The sequence below is a fragment of the Treponema denticola ATCC 35405 genome (genome assembly GCF_000008185.1).
Taxonomy (GTDB): Bacteria; Spirochaetota; Spirochaetia; order Treponematales; family Treponemataceae; genus Treponema_B; species Treponema_B denticola.
The window spans coordinates 2,088,489-2,107,607 of record NC_002967.9 but is presented as its reverse complement, the minus strand read 5'-3'; the positions used below and the strand labels follow the sequence as shown (position 1 = coordinate 2,107,607).

Below are 19,119 nucleotides of genomic sequence, written 5' to 3'. Positions count from 1 at the left end.
AATGGTTTTGGAAGAAAATAAAGATTTGGCACAGAAAATCAACGATTTTTTAGCCCAATATAGAAAAATAGTGCTTGGCATTGTGGTTTGTATTCTGGTTGCCGTTGCCGGTATTATTGTTTGGTTTGTAATCGGTGAAAATTCCAAGAAAACTTCGGTAACAAGCGTTGAGAAAGTTATTTATGAGCTTGAAGACTTTAAACGGGAAGATCGGGCTAAAAATCCTTCATCTGAAGATGACGCCGAGAATAACGAAAAAACTGTTTCTGCAGCTGTAAAAGAAGCTGAGGACAAGGCTATTGAAGAATTAAAAACCCTTGGTTCTAAATATTCTTCTTCCTATGCGGGCTTTAGGGCAAATACGACGATAGCCGAAATTTATTTTCAGCGAAAAATGTATGAAGATGCTTTAAAATTCTATGAACTTGCAGCAAAAGCCGTAAAAAATTCTTATGTAGAAGGAGTTGCCTCTTTTAATGCCGCAGCTTGTGCCGATGAGTTAGGAGATAAAGAGAAAGCCCTCGCTTATTACGAACGAGCCTCAAAGGTTGAAAATTTTCCGCTGATTCCCAGGGCGCTTTTTAATACGGGCCGTCTGTATGAAGCCTTGTCAAAAAAAGAAGACGCCATCCTTTCTTATAATAGGCTTTTGGAAAAATACCCTCAAAATGAATGGGCTCTTCTTGCAAAATCCCGTATAATTGTTCTTAAAGGAAACGATAAACAGTAAGTTATTTAAGGATAAATTCGGTATGTGCCGGTTTGTCCTTAACAGAGGTCATATGCTTGGGAAAAAACTATTATGTTTATTAAGTATTTTTATTTTTTTCTCCTGCGGTATAGACGATATTGTTTATTTGGAGCCTCCAAAATTAACTCATAGTCCTACAGGACACACTGATCCTGCTCTGATGTATTTTGAGTTTGAAACCTCAGATAAAAAAAATTGGGGTATTGGTGAGTTTTTGGGCTTTGAAGTGTATTACCGTATTTATGAATCGGAAACCGATTGTAAAAATCTGATAAAAAATATAGTGCAATATAATGAGTCAAATCCTGCCAACTCCGTTAATTATCTTTTGTCGTCTTATAATTATAAGCTGTTAACATATCAGGGGCATTCCTATCAAGATAGACCTATTGTTTTAGCTCCGGTTGCCAGCCCCGCTAATGATCGCCTTGTAAAATTCCGTCTTGAGACTGTTAACTCCCTTTCTAATGATTTTGATATAGCCGGAACAACACAAGGTAAGGTTTTACGTCAATTTGGTGAAGAGTTCACTGCTGCAAAACACGGAGATTATGATGTTCAATCCTCGAGTAATCCTTCTGCAGATTCGTTTTATGTTGCTGTTTTTGCAGCAACTTACGGATATGATATAAGTTTCAAACCTATTTACAGTGAATTGGTTTCTTTGGGTTATGTTAAAATAAAAAAGAATACATAGTTTTTGTAAATGCTTGCAATTCTAAACATGATATGGTAAAATATAGCATACGAGGCACTTGATGAAAATATTGAAGCTTTTCGTTTTTTGTATTGTTTATTTGCTTATAAGTTCATGTAATCGAAGTGTATCTGAAGGTAATTCCGGTAAGTATGATATCGATAAAGTTTTAAATAAAAGTGAGCCTATTACTATAAATATTTGGCATTATTATGGTGCCACTCAAAAAGAAAAATTTGACAATCTTATAGATAATTTTAATGCTTCCGAGGGGGCAAAATACGGGGTTTATGTCAGGAGTATCAGAAGAGCAGGAAATGCAAGCGAAATATCTTCATTCTTAGCAGATGCACTTTCTCAAAAACTTGGAGCAGATGAAATCCCCGATATTTTTTCGGCCTATCCCGATACGGCCTATGATTTCAACCAACAAGATCTTTTGTTGGATTTAGCGGATTTTTTTACCGAAAAAGAAAAAGACGAATATGTAAAAAGTTTTTTATATTCCTCCGGTTTTGGAGTAAAAGACGAAATAAAACTTTTTCCCGTTGCAAAGGCTACCGAGGTTTTTGTTTTAAATAAGACTGCATGGACCCCTTTTGCCGAAGCTATGGGTGTTTCTTACCGCGATTTAGTTACATGGGAGGGCCTGGTAAAGGTTGCAGAATTATATTATAAGTGGACCGACTCATTAACTGCAGAACCTAATGACGGTAAGCCTTTTTTTGGGCGGGATGCCTTGAGTAACTATATTTTAGTCGGTACTTATGAACTCGGCAACAGTATTTTCAATGTATTGGAAAACGGTGATGTTGAGTTTGTCTTGGATAAGAAAACCTTGCGTACCTGTTGGGATAATTATTATGTTCCGTTTGTCAAAGGTTTTTTTACTGCAAAGGGCAGGTTTAGGGCTGATGATTTAAAAACCGGAGACATCATTTCCTGTGTAACTTCAACTTCATCCGCAATATATTTGCCGGCTAAGGTTATGGATTCTGCGGGTAATTCTACTTTTATTGACTTAGATGTCTTACCCATTCCTCATTTTAGAAATGCAAAGCGTAAAACCATTGTTCAGCAGGGAGCCGGTATGGCCGTACTAAAAAGCGATATAAAACGGGAGACCGCCGCTGTTCTATTTTTAAAATGGTTTACCGAGATGCAAAAATATTCCGAATTTGCAGTTTCTACGGGTTATCTGCCTGTCAAGAAAAAAGAACTTGAAACCGAATCCCTGACAGCGGCTTTTTGCACTGACGATACCTGTATTTTGCCTGTAATGCAGGATGCTCTTAAGATAAGTATGGAAACAATGAAATCCTTAGACCTTTATTTTCAGCCGGCTTTTAAGAATTCGGATAAGGCGAGGAATATTCTTGCAGACCTACTTCAAGAAAGGGCAAAAAGAGATAGGGCTAAGGTACTTGAAAAGATTCAGGCCGGAAAAACTCATAAAGAAGCCGTAGATGAATTTCTTAACGATAATGTTTTTGAGGAGTGGTTAAAAGAACTTGAAAAACGGTTATTTGATTTAAAATAGTTGGAGTTATAATGAAAAAAAGTAAAGATACTCGAAGATATTCTACTTCCATTTTGTCACGCCTTTTGGTTCCCATGCTTTTTGTATTTGTTCTTCAGGCTGCGGTAATGATGACGATGTTTTTAAGCTCCGATATCCTTAAAAAATCCGGCGATAATGCTTATGGAGTTTTAAGTGAAAAGGTTTTAAACCGCAAAATGCTTATCGAAAATGAAATGTCCAATAGGTGGACAAGAATTACGGATTTGCATGAAAAAGTTTTGAAGGTAATCCGGGCAGAATTGTCCCGTAATAATATTGAGCTTTATCAGCTTGCAGATAATCATGACTTGCAAAACAGTATTCTCGATACACTTCTGCCTCAGCTTATATATACCATAAGACGGAACTATGTTACGGGTGTCTTTTTGGTTATTGATGCGCCAAGTCCTATTGCAAAAAAAGACGAATTTTTTTATCCCGGCTTATATGTAAGAAATGAAGACCCTTCTTCCTATTCTTTAAGCAATGAGGACATCGTTATATCGAGAGGTCCGTCAGAGGTTGTGCAAAATCATAATATTGCCTTAGGAGTTGATTGGTCTCCTTTCTTTACTATTTCGCCTAACAGCCGGGATATTTTTTATAGGTATTTTAATGCGCCTATTGCTGCCGCTCTAGAATATCCTAATGAACCTGCTAAAAATCTTGCTTTTTGGAATACTTTATTTAGACCGGATACTTTAAGTGATGAGGTGATTACATACTCCATTCCGATAAAGGATGAAAAAGGGAAAATTTACGGGGTCCTAGGTATAGATCTTTCGGCAAGATATATTCAGAGCTTTTTAGACTTCGATGAGCTTGATATTTATAAAAAGGGAATGTATTGTATAGCCGTCCATGATGTAGATAAGAATGCCGGAACTTTTTTGCCTATAGTTTTTAACAGCATTGCAAGTAATTTGAATGCCGGCCATATTCCTGCCTTTGAGGTTGAACAAACCGACTATAAAAATGTTTATAGTATCGATAAGGGTTCAATATTTACGGAGAGATATTGTTTGGCCATAGAACCCTTTCATCTTTATCAACGTAACGGAATGTACGAAAATCAAGAATGGGTGTTGATAGGTCTGGCTCCCGAGGCAAGTGTACTTTCATTTTCGGTAACATTAAAGAAAATATTTTGGCAGTCTGTCCTTGTTTCGGGTTTTTTGTTTTTAGCCGGTTCTTACTTGTCGAGTCAACATATTTCCAGTATGTTTACAAAGGTTGTACTAAAGCTGCAAAACAGTGATCCCAAAAAGATGCTGAGTATCGAAAAAATGAATATAGCGGAAATAGATACTCTGATTGTTGCAATAGAAAAATTAAGTGCCAGTGTTTTTAATGCGGCTTCACGGGTTTCTACGATTATAGAAAAGCTTCAGGTTCCTATAGGCGTTTTTGAGCACAATATCTTGATGGGGACCGTTTTTTGCAACTCGATTTGGTTTAAATTATTTAATATTCAAAAATATTCAGGCGATTCCGTTTTGAATACGGACGAGTTTTATAAATTGTTGGATCATTATGAGTATTATATAAATTCAAAGGATGATACAAAAACCATCTATGCTATACCTACAGGGGAACATGGAAAGGTCCGCTGGATTAGGTTTATGCAGACGAAGGAAAACGACAAAATCTTAGGTATAGCACTCGATATTACAAAGGAAGTTGAAGACCGCAAAAAGCTTGAACTTCAAATGAATTATGATGAACTTACCGGCCTCTACAATAGAGCGGCTTTTGACAGAAAGATAACCGAAGTATTTAAGCAAAAACATTTAGGTATCTGTGCCCTTGTTATGTGGGATCTTGATAACCTAAAATATTTAAACGATTCTTTCGGACATGCTTATGGAGATACTCATCTTATGGCGTTTGGAAAAAAGCTTGCCATGCTGCAACAAGAGCGCTGTCTTGTTTGCAGGCGCTCAGGGGATGAGTTTTATAGCTTCTTTTACACCTTTTCGACGCCTGATGAAATTAAGCTTATTTTGACCGCTTTTTGGAAGGATATACAGGAGACTCCCATCACTCTCCCTAATGGAGAGACGTCAAAGCTCCGAGTCTCGGCCGGCTTAGCTTGGTATCCTTACGATGCAGATAATCAGGCCGATTTGGTCCGATATGCCGATTTTGCAATGTATGACGTAAAACATTCGTTTAAGGGCTCTTTACATGAATTCAATTTGGATGTTTATAAAAAGAATTATATAATGATCCATGGTACGGAAGCTCTTAATCAGATGCTTGACAGAAATCTTATAGAATATGCTTTGCAGCCGATTGTTACTTCCGGTACCGGAGATATTTACGGATATGAAATGCTGATGCGTTCGTCTGCTCCTGAATTTAAAAGCCCTGAGGATATATTGCGTCTTGCTAAGGCCCAGTCAAAGCTGCATAAACTTGAAGAGCTTACTTTTTTTGGAGCAATGGATACCTTTGTTAAAAAGATAGAAAGAGGAGAAATATCTAAAGATACGAAAATATTTTTAAATACTATAAGCTCTCAAGTTTTATCGGATGCCAAATTCTTCGAATTTGAGGAAAAATTTAAGCCTTATCTTTCAAATATTGTTTTGGAAATTACGGAATCCGAGCCTCTTAACACAAACTTTTATGATCTAAAAAACGAAAGAATCCGTAATTGGAATGCAATGGTTGCAATTGACGACTTCGGAAGCGGTTATAGTAACGAGTCATCTCTTTTATTCTTATCGCCTAATTTGGTAAAGATAGATATGTCCATAGTAAGGGATGTCCATAAGAGTCTTGATAAGCAAAATGTATTGGAAAACCTTGTTTCATATGCAAAGAAAAGAGATATAATAATATTGGCCGAAGGTGTTGAAACAATAGATGAGATAGACGTATTGCTGCGGTTCGGTGTAGACTTGTTCCAAGGTTACTTTTTTGCAAAGCCGTCTTTTGATATTACTCCCATACCCGAAGAAAGAATACAGGAGTTAAACAGGGTTTTCTCTTTGTATTAGAACCGATTGGATCTTGCTGCTGTGGATCCTAGTTGACCGCAGGCTCCTCCTATGCTTTGACCTCTTTTTTGCCGTGTGCTTATATTTAAGCCGGCCTTCTTTAGATAAGTCTCAAAAGTACGGACTTCCGTTTCAGATGGAGTTTTAAAATTCAAGCCTTCTACAGGATTCCAAGGTATTAAATTTATAAAGCACTCAAGACCTTTTGCAAATTCTATGACCTCTTGAGCTGCCTTTTTATCGGTATTAAGTCCCTTCATAAGGGCGAGCTCTAAGGTTACTCTCTTATTTGATTTTGAATTAAAGTATTTTATTGCTTGCTTTAATTCGTCAAGGCTGTTTGTTTTAGTGATAGGCATAAGCTCTGATCTTAATGTTTCGTCAGCAGTTGTCAATGATACGGCAAGGCGTACTTCAGGCCCCTTATCTGCCATCTCATAGATTCCCTTGCATAGACCTGAGGTTGAAATTGTTATGCGCCTTTTGGAAAGATTTCTTCCTTTAGGATGGGCAAGAATGTTTATTGCCTTATCTATTTCCGGTAAATTCAACATGGGCTCTCCCATCCCCATAAAGACTATATTATCCAAACTGCCTGCTTCTCTTTCCAAATGTAAAAATTGTTCTACGATTTCTGAAGCCGAAAGATTTCTTAAAAAGCCTATCTGTCCGGTCTTACAAAAAGCGCATTTCATCGGGCAGCCTGCCTGACATGAAACACAGGCTGTTTTTCTTTTTGCTTTATCTGTCAGTAATACGGTTTCTATGACTGAGCCGTCATAAAGCTCTACAGCCAGTTTAATTGTACCGTCTTTGTCCTTTAATGCTTCTTTTATTTTTGTCGAAAACAGAGAAAAATCGTTTTTTAGTTTAGAGCGCATATCGAATGACAGATTTGTCATTTCATCAAAGCTGTTTACTCCCGAAGCTATCCAATGAAAAATTTGTTGGGCTCTGAATTTTTCTTTTAGACCGCAAAAGCTTTGAATTTCTTCAGGAAACATTCCCGAAAGAGCTGTTTTATACTTTTTAATGGTCATTTTTTGTCAGCTCAAACAGGAGATCTGAAACCGTTTGATTTTTAATTCCAAGTTTTTGGAAATCTATTAAAGTTTCTATAGCTTTTTGCTTTTCCTTTTTTTCTATATAGCACTGGGCAAGTTCAAGATATACCCTATAATTATAATTTGTATCTCCGGTATCTTTAAGATGGGTTAGGGTAGTAATAGCCTGATCGTATTTTTGCTGCAGCTTGCACAATATTGCAAGGCCTAGCATTGCGTACGAATCAAAGTCTATATCAAGAGCCTTTTGATAGCTTTCCTTTGCTTTTTCAAAGTCATTCATGCTGCGGTAGGCATCGCCTATTCGCGTTAAAATGACCTTGTTGTTAGGATCAAGTTCAAGTATTTTTTTCCAGTATACTATGGAGTTATATTGCTGGTTTAAACCTCTGTAACAGTCAGCCAAACCGAAGAGGCCGTAAAAATTATCGGGTGAGCGTTCAAGGGCTCTTTCAAAATAATATACACCTCGGTCAAAGAGCTTCATTTTTCGGTAACAGTTTCCAATAGATGTCAAGATACGTATATCTACCAATTCTCCGCTCGATTCCATTACCTTTTCCCAGTATACGAGGGCTTCCCGATATTTTTTAAAGTCGTAATTTAGGTGACCCAAGCCTATTAAGGCGTAAGCGTTTTTCGGGGATTTTTCCAACACTTTTTGATAAAGCTTTTCTGCCTTTTCAAATTCCTTGGTCTTTCGGTAAGCGTCGGCTACTCGGGTTAATACGGTAATATTTTTATCATCAAACTTAAGGTATTCTTCCCAGATAGCTATGGCCCTTGGAAATTGGTTCATTGACTTGTAGCAGTCTGCAAGACCGAAAAGAGCATAGTTATTGCTGGGATGATGTTCAAGGCATTGTTTGTAAAATTTTATTGCTTCATTGAATTTATTGTTTTTGCGCTCTGCATCACCTAAGCCTACCAGCGCATAATTATTTGTGGGATCCAGTTCCAATATTTTTTTAAAAACATTGATCGCTTCAGTAATACTGTTGCCTTTTAAAAGGGAGTAGGCCTGCTTTGAAAGTTCGGATATTTCTACCTGTTTTGAATCCTCCGGGCTGAATATCTCATCGCTAAAGGGCGGACTATTTATAAAATCAGATTCCTCAATGTCAGGAATCTCTTCATCTAATTTGTTTTCGAAACTTTTTGTAGTCTCACCGGGAGTGTCCATATTGGCTAACTTTTTTTCATGTTTGATGTCTGACATTAATCCTCCATAAATACGTGTACGTACATCTAAAATTAATTAAACGATGCAAATTTTAAATAAGCATACGTATAATTTCTGCCAACTTATCCAGCAAAATACCTTCTTTGTTGGTATTATGAGCCAGATGATAAAATTTTAATGCTTTTAGGTGTTCATTTCGGTTTGCGTAGTAGTCGCCTATTCTTACAAGGCCGTCCGAATAGCCGGTTGTAATAAAAATCCTTTCTGCAGCAGCTATGTCCTTTTTATTATAAAGTTCATTACCTCGAAGGTTTAGTTTTGCCTTTTGTTCTGCAGTCAAGGTTTTAACGGGCAATTCGCTTGTTTTTATAAAGCCTTCTTTAATTTCTTGCAATATTCTTCCCTTTAAATATACTTATATAAATATTTAAATTTCTTATTGTACGACTATAAAAATAGTAAGCATTAATAAATCTTAAACAGCATTAATTGCAAAATGTTACATCAAAAGCCTATTCCAGTGGGAAGGCAAAGCATAACAAATCAATATAAAGCCGATCTTACTTGTATAATCGACCCTAGGATATTATACACTAATTTTTGATTTAATCCAATAACTAATGGAAGAAAAGTATAACCAAAGAGTAGAATTGGGTCTGCTCTTTGGTTATTCGGAAAATTTATTTTTAAATATTATTCATCAAAATCATCATAATCCAAGTCATCATCGTCATCATCATATTCAAAGTCTTCGTCATCAAAGTCGTCGTCGAAATCATCATCATCGTCAAAGTCGTCGTCATCATCAAAATCGTCAAAGTCATCGTCAAAATCATCGTCGTCGTCGAAATCGTCAAAATCATCATCAAAGTCATCATCGAAATCGTCGTCATCGAAGTCATCATTGTAAGAATCACTAAAAATTAAGACATTATCGAATTTTTCCAATTCAAGATTTTCAAGCATAAACAACCCCTTGTACTACTATTGGTTTACATCTATATTATTATAATAGATGAGAGCTCGTATTTTTGTCAACTAGATAATATCAAATTCTTGTCTTTTTTATATAATTTATTGCCGGATTTTGTATACTATTAGGCCGGAGCGGCCTGTTTCAAAAAATCTTTGTTCTTCCCAGGCCGAAATTATAATATCTTTTCTTATTACGAAGTATGTATAAATAAATCCTTCGGGGAGTACCGGCAGGGCGGTTTCCACCCATTCTTGAGTTTCCGGATCTGTGTAAAAAAGCCGGCCGGTTTCTAAAAGAACGGCTTTAAGGGTTTTTTGATCGTTTTCAGGTGTAAATTCGCATACCGAGGCCGTAATTTCAAAGTCTCCTGCATATGAGGTATTTGAATTTCGGTAAAAAATTACCTGCTTTGTTTTTAAATCTTCCGAAAACATCTCCGCTTTTACGTTTTTTTCAGTCATTTTGAAAATTTTATCTATGCCGCTCTCATCTTGAAAGAGGGTAACAGGAGAAGACGCATTAATAAATTCTTCTTGACTTATTACGGAAAAGTTTTCTTTTAATAAGTCTTCAAAAGAAGGAAAGGAAAAATAATCAAATTCTACACGGCCGTCTTGTTCCGTTTTAAAAGCCGCAAACCATTTTTTATTGAATTCCAGGGCTGAAAGCTGTGAAATATTTTTAAGTTTAAAGTGTTCGGGACGGATAAGGCTTAAAAGGTCTCCGTTTACGCTATTATAACGTAAGAGGCTTGAAGGGCTTTCATCCTGAAGAATGGAGGAAAAGATGGTGTTTGTATATAACCTTATAAGGCTTCCAAGGTCGGTCTTATAAAAGCCTTCAGCCGTTTTTGTATAAAATTCGTTTTTGATTTCTATTTTAGGCTCTTCTTCAATGGAAAATGCAGGTAAAATCCCTGCCTTATTTACAAGAAAGAGGGGGGGATCATACATCAGCCCTAGTCCTGAAACTCTTACAGCCTCTGTCCACGGCCTAAAGCCTTGCTCGGGAACTTTTTCGGGAGAATCCGTTTGCTTTAAACATGGACTTTCCGATTCTTCATCTTGAGTAAAATAATACCAGACTGTGCTTATCGGTTTGGTTTCCTCTTCGGTTTTTTCTTCTGAAGAGACGGTTTCAGGTTCGGCCTCTTTGTTTGCACAAGCGGCAAATAAGAGGACCGAAGCCAGAAGCACAGGAAAAACCCGTACTTTAAATAAATTATGCAAGAGCGATTACTTCTATTTCGACGAGGGCGTCTTTAGGAAGGCGGGCAACCTGTACTGCAGATCTTGAAGGATGGTTTGATGAACCGAAGATTTCTGCATATACCTCGTTCATTGCAGCAAAGTTATTCATATCGCTTAAAAAAACGGTGGTTTTGATTACCTTGTCGATGCTTGTCCCGGCCTGTTCCAAAATTGCCTTTACGTTAAGTAATGACTGGCGTGTCTGAGCTTTAATCCCTTCGGGGAAGGCTCCCGTGGCAGGATCCAAGGGGATCTGTCCCGATGTAAAAACAAAACCGTTTGCCTTAATTCCCTGAGAATAGGGTCCGATGGCTGAAGGTGCCTTGTTTGTTGCGATAATTTCTTTCATTTAAAACTCCTTAAAACAAATTGTATGCGTTTATTTTAATCGTTTAAGGCCTCATAGTCAAGCCGAGGTTAGCAGCCTGCTGCTGCAAGCTGCATAAAGTTAAAATAGGCTGATAACTATTTCCATTTGAACAGTCCGCCTGTGTAGTTAAGCTCTTTTGAAAATTTTGCGTCCGTATCCTTAACTGTTTCGTATTGCCATTGGGCTGAGCCGCCGGTTTTTTTGAAAAACACCAGTTTGTTTAGCTGGGTACATTTTTGGGTTTCAGTTTTATTACCCTTATAGCCGTCGGAGGCTATTACCATCTGATTATCGCTTGTCTTGATAAAGCGGTAGGGGGCGTAGTTCTCCTGCAATGCATTTATAGCCCCTGATGGCCATAGATTTGTCAGGGTTGAGTCTTGTATATTACCGCTTAAATTTTCCAGCTTTAATAAGCTTCCTCCTACCGATACCTTTGTTGTATATGGACTATCCAATCTTCCCTTATATTGGGCTGTTAAAATATATAAAGCTCCGTCTTTAATATACATGTCGTTAATAAAATTTGGAGCAAGGTCATCGGCATTACCCGGATTTGTATGATATCCTAAGTCTGTAAGAGCATATTTTTGATTATTGGGTGGTGAAGATGTATCTACATATTTCCATATCGAGAGAGCTGCATTTGTTCCATGAGTGTTTTCTATTGCTGCAAATAAGCCATCAGGGCTTACAGCCATTGCCATTACAGAGTATCCTGCAGACAATATTGCGTAGCTGCCATTGTATGAGCCAGAATTAAAACCCGCTGTCTTTGTCCATGAATTTTTTTCCATTGGGGTATTACTATTATTGTTATTATAGCTATAAATCAAATACCCTGTGGTATTATTGGATGTATCGACTGCTATAGCTATTGGCGTTTGATTTTGATTGAGCGGAGTACTTGAGTTATAATATAACTGCTGTTCGTGAGGTGAGCTTGTATTAAAACTGCCGTCAGAATTTTTTGTGTATTGCCTTACCTTATAGGTTGACCCTACTTTCCATACCACATATAAGTTGCCGTCCTTGTCAAAGGAAAATACATCAAGGGGATAAGTAGTTCCGGAACCTGTTATCAGAGGTGTTTTGCCCGATGTATTTTGATCTTCCTCTGTAACTTCATAAAAATTATAACCGGTTGTTCCGTTTTTGGTCCATACTATCATCTTTCCCGGTGAGGGAGGTGAAGGAGGTGTCGGCGGAGCTGCTTCCTGTTTTTCTTCAAACCAAGTGTGGTCTGTAGGCTCGAAGCTTAAAGCACCTGAGACTGTGTTAAGGCTTGCAATCCTGTTTTTGTTTTTTTCTACTTCTGCATGTGGGGTTCCGGTTTGTAATTTATATCCGTCATCGGCTATGTAGATTGTTTCGTCTTCAAAGCCTATTATTTTTGCTGCACCGTAAAAGTTTGAAGCTTCGTCAATATGGGCAATCTTGTCCGTTCCTGCTGTAAGGGATTGCGAAAAGCCTAATTTTCTTGCCGGTTCTAAATTTCCCTCATCGTTGTATGTATATTCTAAAATTCCGCCCAAGGAATAGGCTCCATTTATTAAATCATTTGAAAATGCAGAAAAAAGCACATAGAGCTTGTTCTCGTTTACAAAAATATCTCCGGATTTAAAGTTGCCGGCAGGAATATAACTTGAATTTATTTTAACCAGATTCGCAAATAAATCTAAACTTGGTATTGAAGTCCCCGATATTTGTGTGCCGTTAAAATTATAAGAATGTAATTTATTGTTATTATCGATGATAAAGCTGAATTTATCATAAATAGCCATCCGGCTGATCTTATCGCCTGCCGGATTTTGAAAATTTGAAGGAAGGTCTATATTTGTCTTGGTTGTGCCGTCAGTTTTGTAAAGCTTATTTCCTGTGCTTCGTTTATCCAAAACATAGATATCTCCGGTTGACCTATCGGAAAATATTTCGACCTCATCTCCTGTCAGGCTTGATGTGAGCGAACTATGATTGTAGGCTGTATCTTCTGCTCCTTCACTTGTAAAGCGTTTTATTTTCCATTGAGAAGAATCTTTATAAATAAAGTATAGCCTCCCCTTAGAGTCTCGGGCAAAGCCGGGAGTGCCGCTTATCGGCGTCGAAGCATTTATGCCGATATCGGTACCATTTTCAAATCTGAGTTTATGGCTTACTGAGCTTCCTGAGTGTCCTATTGAAAATGCTATTTTTTTATTACCGGAAGCTATTTTGTTTAGCTTCAACATGATATTATTTGTGCCTTGAGTAACGGTATGATTTACGGAAGTCTCCCATGAGGCTGAGACCACCGATAAACGAACCCTTATTTTTAGTTTTTCTCCTATAGGAAAGTTTTCAGAAAAAAACTTAGGGGTTCCTGCTTCAAATTTTCTTTCGATTATTCCGCTTGTTTCCCCTATTATTTGCAAATAAAGTTCCGAGGATGCAATTTCTGGAAGGCCGTTGCTTCCTATAGCCCTTGAAGACGATCCTTCAAGATCGATTACAAGCTCTCCATATTCTTCTTGCATAAAAAAATTACAAGAACTAAAACATAAAAAAATAAACAGGATTAAAGACGGTAGTTTTTTCATATGCCCCTCTATAAAGTTAAAAAATCAATATTTCGTAAAAATTTATAGATTCATTTTACATTAAAATGTAATAAAAAACAAGCCGAGGTTAAGTTCGCTTTATCCGTTTAAAAAGTTCCGTGCGGTCGATTATAAAATAGAGGGGGCGGCCGTGGGGGCAGAGCGGTTCCGGGAGGGCGAAGGTTTTAACCGCTATATTATATGCAGAAACGGGATCTATGATGTCGCCGTCTTTGCAGGCGGCACGGCAGGCTGATCTTGCAAGGATGTGGTGCATGAGTCCTGAAGGATCCTTACCTGCACCTGCAAGGTCTTCTTTTAAGTCCTTTTCCGTGCCCTGCCATCTTATGGGAACCGCCCTTATAATCCAAAGCCCTTTTTTGTCTTCACTTATATTAAAGCCCGCTTTTTGAAGCTCATGGAGGTTTAGTCTTATGATTTCATCGTCTTTTTCGGATTCCGTTTCAATGCGGTAAGGAATTAAAAGCTCCTGCGATGGGCCGAGGCTTTTTTTTAAGCCTTCAAAGAGGATACGCTCGTGGGCGGCATGCTGGTCTATTATATAGAGGGCTTTGTTTTTTTCGACAGCGATAAAGGTGCCGCAAAATTGGCCTAAAAATTTAAAATCGGATTTGGGTAGGTCTTGCGGCACAGCTGAGGTCTCATGAGCGACAGCCGACAGTCTATGCTGTGCGGCCGAGGCTCCATAATCGGCTTGCGATATTTCCTGAAAAGCGGTCGAAGTTTCAATCTGCTTTATCGGAGATGACGGCCAATAGGTTTTTGTGCCGGCCGGATTATAGCTTTGGTTTAAATCGGCTGCTTCATATTCAGTTTTTTCAAAATCAAAGCCTTGCGTATATTCCGGTTGATAGCTTTCCTTTAAAAGATCGGAAACCGTTTTTTGTTTATAAAAGGAGCTTATGGTTGAGCTTAGCTGTGATGAATTTCTTTATAGTCTTCAAATTTTGCTTCCCTTTTTGCAGGATGAATATTGAAGTCGACTCTTTCAGGATCTATATTTAAAAACACAAAGGCTGAGGGAAATCCTCCGTTGGGAAAATAGCCTTCCGAGGCATAGCAAACGGCTTGAACAAGACCGTATTCGTTTATCCGCCTTCCGTTTACAAAGATGTAGATATTCCGCTTGTCGGATCGGACTACAGCGGGGCTTCCTAAAACAGCTTTAAAAGAAAAGCCGTCTCCTTCTTGGTTTATCTCGTAAAAAAGCTCTTCAGGCTCCTTAAGGCTCATAGCTGCAAGGCATCTTTCTTTTAAGGAAGAATGAGCCGGAAGAATTAGCTTATTTATTCCGTCTGCTATATAACGCATTTCGATATTGTAGTGGGGCAGGGCTTTTTCGACAAAGGTCTGACGGCATTGGGCTGCCTCATATTGAGGACGTTTTAAAAATTTTTTTCGGGCAGGGAAGTTTTCAAAAAGATTTTTAACTTCGACTGTTGTGCCCTTATTTAGGCGGGCAGGAGAAATCTTTCCTAAGGAAAGTTTCCAAGCTGCAGGGCCTTCTCTGGTGGAGGTAATTTCGAGGGAGCTTACAGCCTGCACCGATGAAAGGGCTTCACCTCTAAAGCCCAAGCTCCGTAAGTGAAGGAGGTCTTCAGCCTCTTCTATTTTGCTTGTGGAATGGGTATGGGTACAAAGTTCCAAATCTTCCCTAGTCATTCCGCAGCCGTCATCGCTTACCCTTATTGTACTTATTCCGCCTTCTTCGATTTCTACTATGATTTGAGAGGCACCCGCATCTATCGAGTTATCCAATAGTTCCCGCACAACAGAGGCCGGCCGCTCGATAACTTCTCCGGCGGCTATTTTGCTTGCGGTTTCTTTTGATAAGAGCTTTACGGGCTTGTATTCTCTCATGCCGGCTTCCTTTAAACGGTTTCCGTTACCGTAAACAGGTCGAGTTCCGGCTCTTCTTCAGGCAGTACGGGCTGGTTTAATAAGACTTCAATCTTTCCTTCCATTTTTTCTATATCTTTTTCGAGCCCCTTGGCAAGCTTTATGCCTTCTTCAAAGAGGGAAAGAGCTTTTTCCAAAGGAATATCGGAAGAGCGTATGTCATCGCTTATCTTTTCGAGTTTTTCCAGTCTTTCTTCAAATTTTTTCATAGACAAATACTATCCTTTTTTTTGATGAGGGTCAAGTCTTCTTTATGAATTCCGATAGCGGCGGATGTAAGCAACACAATCTAATTGAAATTGTTTATGCATTTTGATATTCGGTGTTACATATTAATGTTGTAACTTTTTTCATTTATGCCTTGATTAAAATAAAAAAATGATGTATGGTCGTTACAACATTTTGTGAGAGGTTGCTGACATTGGTACCCTTAATTATTTTAAAGGAAGGCGATAAGGCTTCCGTGCTTAAATTTGACGGAACGGGGGCCGAATTTTCCCGCCTTCGCAGTCTTGGAATAGATATAAATACGGAAATAACCGTTGTTACTTCTCAGGCCGATAAAAAAGGGCCTATTTTGCTTTTGGTAAACGGTTCAAAATATGCAGTAGATTATAATCTTGCTTCTAAAATTTTGGTGCGTTTATAGTATTGAGGAGATTGGAGATTTAAATGACTCTTGATGAATTGGAACAAGGAAAAAAAGGAATCATAGAAGATCTTGAGATAAGCGGAATGACTTTGCAAAGACTTATAAGTCTTGGGTTTACTCCCGGAGCTGAACTTTCGGTTGTAAGAAAGGCCCCGCTTTTAGATCCCTTTGACATTTCCATCTGCGGTTCGCTTGTAGCTGTCCGCAAGGATGAAGCTAAAAAAATCATTGTAAAAGAAGTTTAGAATATGAAAAAAGAAAAAATAAATATTGCTTTTGCCGGTCAGCCTAACTCCGGTAAGTCAACCCTATTTAACATGATGACGGGAGCTCATCAGCATGTTGCAAACTATCCGGGTATCACTGTTGAGAAAAAAACGGGAGAGTATTTTGCTCTTGACCAATCGGTTTTTATTACCGACTTGCCCGGCACTTACAGCCTTACTTCCTATTCACCGGAAGAGAGAGTAACCCGTAATTTTATCCTCCGTGAAAAGCCCGAACTTTTGGTAAACATTGCCGATGCCTCAAATTTGGAAAGACATCTTTATCTGACATTCCAGCTTTTGGAAATGAACTGTCCTATTGTTATGTACTTAAACAAGATGGATTCTGCAAAAAATGCAGGCTTGCAAATCGATGTTGATAAAGTTTCTTCTCTCTTGGGTATTCCGATAATAGCCGGCTCGGCCAAGAAAAAAGAAAAGATAAACGAATTAAAAGAGCTTATTTCAAAAACGGCTGAAAGCTCCGAACCGCAAAAACCCTTTATGCTTACCTACGGTAAGGATATGGAATCCTATTTGGAAAAAATTGTCGAAAAATTAAAGGCTTCTGCAAAGGACGAATTTTTTTCTATTCCCTTAAGATGGCTTGCAATCAAGCTTTGCGAAAAGGACTCCGCAGTTATCGAAGAAGAGGGTAAAAATTTTACAAACTTTGATTCCATTTTAACTTTTATAAAAGAAATTGAAGCCGAGCACAAAGAAAAACATAAGCACAGCTTTGAAATAGAAATAGCTCTTGCCCGCTCCGCTGCGGCAAAAAAAATTGTTGAAGCAGCGGTTTCAAAAAAAGAGCTTGAACAAAAAGCCGTCGAGTCCTTAAATATTAAAAGAAAGGTTACCGAGACCATTGCCGCCCTTATTCTTTGTTTTGTAACCTATGAGATTTTGGATTCCCTCTTTTTGCTTTTGCCGATTCCTATCGTTGCAAATAACATTCTACGCTTGATTCTTAGCTTAGCCGGAGCTTTTGCCTTTACGGGAGGAGCTGCTCTTATCTATACTAAAGGCGGTTCAGGCAGTATAAATTCAACCGACAGAATCGACAAGGTGCTTTGTCACAAGGTTTACGGTCTTTTGATTTTGGTTGAGCTTGTTTTGGTTTTCTATTGGATAACGGTAGTTTTGGGTTATAAGATGACCGACAAGGTTTTCCCGATATTTAAATTTGTCAGAGCAATAGTTTCTCAACTTATTTATCCTGAAGGACTTATAAACGAGGGCCCATTAAGAGGTTTGTTTTTAAGCGGGATAATTGATGGGGCAATAATGATTTTAAACTATGTCCCAATCTTTTTCTGCTTGTTTGCCCTCATTGCCTTTTTGGAAGATGTCGGCTACATGGCCCGCCTTGCCTTTATCATGGATAGGATTTTACGCAAGTTCGGTTTACACGGACAGTCAACCCTTCCTATGATTCTCTCGGGTGTTATAATGGGAGGCTGCGTTGTTCCAGGTGTTATGTCCACAAGGACAATCAGAGATGATAAGTCAAGATTGGTAACGATTCTTATCTTGCCCCTTCTTAACTGTATGGCAAAGATTCCTTTTTATGTTTTAATTACGGGAATATTTTTTACAAGCTACCAATGGATAGTTCTAGGCGGAATTTCCTTTTTTACATTGATAGTCGCCCTGATTGTTGCAAAATATTTCAGCCTCTATGTTGTTCACGGCAAGCCTGAACCCTTTGTACTTGAGCTTCCGGCTTATAATATGCCGACCCTTAGAGGTGTTTTAACACGCACCTTTGAACGCTTATGGAGCTTTATAAAAAAAGTTGCAACGACTGTAGTTGCCGTTTCAGTTATAATCTGGGCAGGTGTAAATTTTCCTTCTTTGAGCTCTGAAAAAACTGCTCAATATGAAGCAAGAAAAGCAGCTTACATTCAGGACTTTGCAGGAAAATTAAACAATTCCTATTCCCAATATTTTGCTTCCGAAAAGGGCTTTATAGAATATCAGCGTTTAACCGAAAAGCTTTATTTGTATGATGCCATAAATCTGTTCGGCGGAGCTAAGGGCATGGAAAAGAATATAAACAGATTGTTTTTACAAAATCCCGAAATGACAAAAATTGCCTTAAAAGGAAAAATTGAACTCGGCAGTAATATAGGTGCTTTTAAAAATTATTTTGATATGTATTCTTCCGCAAAAAAAGATTTTGATAAGGCATACAATGATGCTCAAGAATTTCAAAAGCCTATTTTAAAGGCTTCATTTTATGCTTATTGGCAAAAGCTGAATCCTTACTTCTTTGCCCTTGTCAGAACCGGAAAAGTAAAAATTTCAGGCACAGCTGTAATAGATTCCGAGGCCGCTGCCGCTGCAAAGGCTATACGCCCTGCAAGTGCGGACCTAAAGCTTATCTCCGTACAATTGCGTAAAGAAACTTTGGAGAACTCCGTTTTGGGATACCTGGGAAAGGCAATGGAACCCGTTACAAAATATGCGGGCTTTGATTGGAAGGTAAATATCGCAATTCTAGGTTCCTTTGCCGCAAAGGAAGCTCTTGTTTCGACCTTGGGCACTATTTACAGTGTTGAGTCTTCAAGCGAGGATTCGGGTAAAGTTTTGGAAGCCCGCATTCAGGATAAGGAAACGGGATTGACCCCATTAGACGGTCTTACTATTATGATTTTGATAGCCCTTTTCCCGCCCTGTATTGCTACCGTTATGGCAACAAAGACCGAGACTCAGAGTGTTGGCTGGACGCTATTCAGTGTTATGTATCCCGTGGTCTTGAGCTCACTAGTTGCCGTCCTTGTTTTCCAGCTGGGAAGATTGTTCGGCTTTTGATTGTAAAAGAAATTTAAGGAAAGCCTCTAAA

15 protein-coding genes and 1 pseudogene are annotated in these 19,119 nt (G+C 38.4%); 7 read left to right on the top strand and 9 right to left on the bottom strand.

All coding sequences use genetic code 11. The features are described 5' to 3' along the window. Position 1 precedes the first annotated feature (1 nt). The 4 genes from TDE_RS09850 (at position 2) to TDE_RS09835 (ending at position 6,014) form a co-directional block, all read left to right on the top strand. A complete protein-coding gene (locus tag TDE_RS09850; protein WP_002679876.1) occupies positions 2-730 on the top strand; it encodes a tetratricopeptide repeat protein in 729 nt (242 codons plus the stop codon). A 22-nt stretch (positions 731-752) separates the two neighbouring features. Beyond that, positions 753-1,448 (top strand): hypothetical protein, encoded by a 696-nt coding sequence (locus TDE_RS09845; RefSeq protein WP_002679875.1) that lies wholly within the window; start codon positions 753-755, stop codon positions 1,446-1,448. 61 nt (positions 1,449-1,509) lie between these two features. After that, entirely contained in the window at positions 1,510-2,988 is a 1,479-nt protein-coding gene (locus TDE_RS09840; RefSeq protein ID WP_010957142.1) for an extracellular solute-binding protein, read from the top strand. An 11-nt stretch (positions 2,989-2,999) separates the two neighbouring features. Continuing rightward, positions 3,000-6,014, top strand: coding sequence for an EAL domain-containing protein (locus tag TDE_RS09835; RefSeq protein WP_010957141.1), 3,015 nt, complete (start codon positions 3,000-3,002; stop codon positions 6,012-6,014). On the opposite strand, the gene rlmN is transcribed toward TDE_RS09835, so the two are convergent. The 9 genes and pseudogenes from rlmN to xseB form a co-directional block, all read right to left on the bottom strand. Further along, a complete protein-coding gene (gene rlmN, locus TDE_RS09830) occupies positions 6,011-7,054 on the bottom strand; it encodes a 23S rRNA (adenine(2503)-C(2))-methyltransferase RlmN (protein WP_002679871.1) in 1,044 nt (347 codons plus the stop codon). The two genes, TDE_RS09835 and rlmN, sit on opposite strands and share 4 nt — an antisense overlap. Beyond that, entirely contained in the window at positions 7,044-8,297 is a 1,254-nt protein-coding gene (locus TDE_RS09825; RefSeq protein WP_002679870.1) for a tetratricopeptide repeat protein, read from the bottom strand. The genes rlmN and TDE_RS09825 overlap by 11 nt, the downstream gene beginning before the upstream one ends. A 55-nt stretch (positions 8,298-8,352) precedes the next feature. After that, positions 8,353-8,655: a hypothetical protein gene (locus TDE_RS09820; RefSeq protein ID WP_002668283.1), complete on the bottom strand. Its 303-nt coding sequence runs from the start codon at positions 8,653-8,655 to the stop codon at positions 8,353-8,355. A gap of 299 nt (positions 8,656-8,954) precedes the next feature. Further along, the gene (locus TDE_RS09815) at positions 8,955-9,227 is read right to left on the bottom strand and encodes a hypothetical protein (RefSeq protein WP_002668285.1); all 273 of its coding nucleotides are present in this window, start codon (positions 9,225-9,227) and stop codon (positions 8,955-8,957) included. A 108-nt stretch (positions 9,228-9,335) separates the two neighbouring features. Beyond that, complete coding sequence (locus TDE_RS09810; protein ID WP_010957140.1) at positions 9,336-10,433, bottom strand: hypothetical protein; 1,098 nt, start codon at positions 10,431-10,433, stop codon at positions 9,336-9,338. 25 nt (positions 10,434-10,458) lie between these two features. Continuing rightward, positions 10,459-10,836, bottom strand: coding sequence for a RidA family protein (locus TDE_RS09805; protein ID WP_002668289.1), 378 nt, complete (start codon positions 10,834-10,836; stop codon positions 10,459-10,461). A gap of 116 nt (positions 10,837-10,952) precedes the next feature. Beyond that, positions 10,953-13,433 carry a hypothetical protein gene (locus TDE_RS09800; protein ID WP_002679864.1) on the bottom strand — a complete coding sequence of 827 codons (2,481 nt, stop codon included), beginning with the start codon at positions 13,431-13,433 and terminating at the stop codon, positions 10,953-10,955. A gap of 88 nt (positions 13,434-13,521) precedes the next feature. Then, a pseudogene (mutL, locus tag TDE_RS09795) lies at positions 13,522-15,314 on the bottom strand (DNA mismatch repair endonuclease MutL). 11 nt (positions 15,315-15,325) lie between these two features. Then, a complete protein-coding gene (xseB, locus tag TDE_RS09790; protein WP_002674672.1) occupies positions 15,326-15,562 on the bottom strand; it encodes an exodeoxyribonuclease VII small subunit in 237 nt (78 codons plus the stop codon). Positions 15,563-15,738: 176 nt separating this feature from the next. On the opposite strand from xseB, the gene TDE_RS09785 reads away from it, so the two are divergent. Genes TDE_RS09785 through feoB form a run of 3 tightly spaced genes read left to right on the top strand, consistent with a single transcriptional unit; the run spans position 15,739 to position 19,088 of the window. Continuing rightward, complete coding sequence (locus TDE_RS09785; protein ID WP_002679859.1) at positions 15,739-16,002, top strand: FeoA family protein; 264 nt, start codon at positions 15,739-15,741, stop codon at positions 16,000-16,002. Between the two features lie 23 nt (positions 16,003-16,025). Next, the gene (locus tag TDE_RS09780) at positions 16,026-16,250 is read left to right on the top strand and encodes a FeoA family protein (RefSeq protein ID WP_002668304.1); all 225 of its coding nucleotides are present in this window, start codon (positions 16,026-16,028) and stop codon (positions 16,248-16,250) included. Between the two features lie 3 nt (positions 16,251-16,253). Next, the gene (feoB, locus tag TDE_RS09775) at positions 16,254-19,088 is read left to right on the top strand and encodes a ferrous iron transport protein B (protein ID WP_002679857.1); all 2,835 of its coding nucleotides are present in this window, start codon (positions 16,254-16,256) and stop codon (positions 19,086-19,088) included. Positions 19,089-19,119: the final 31 nt, after the last annotated feature.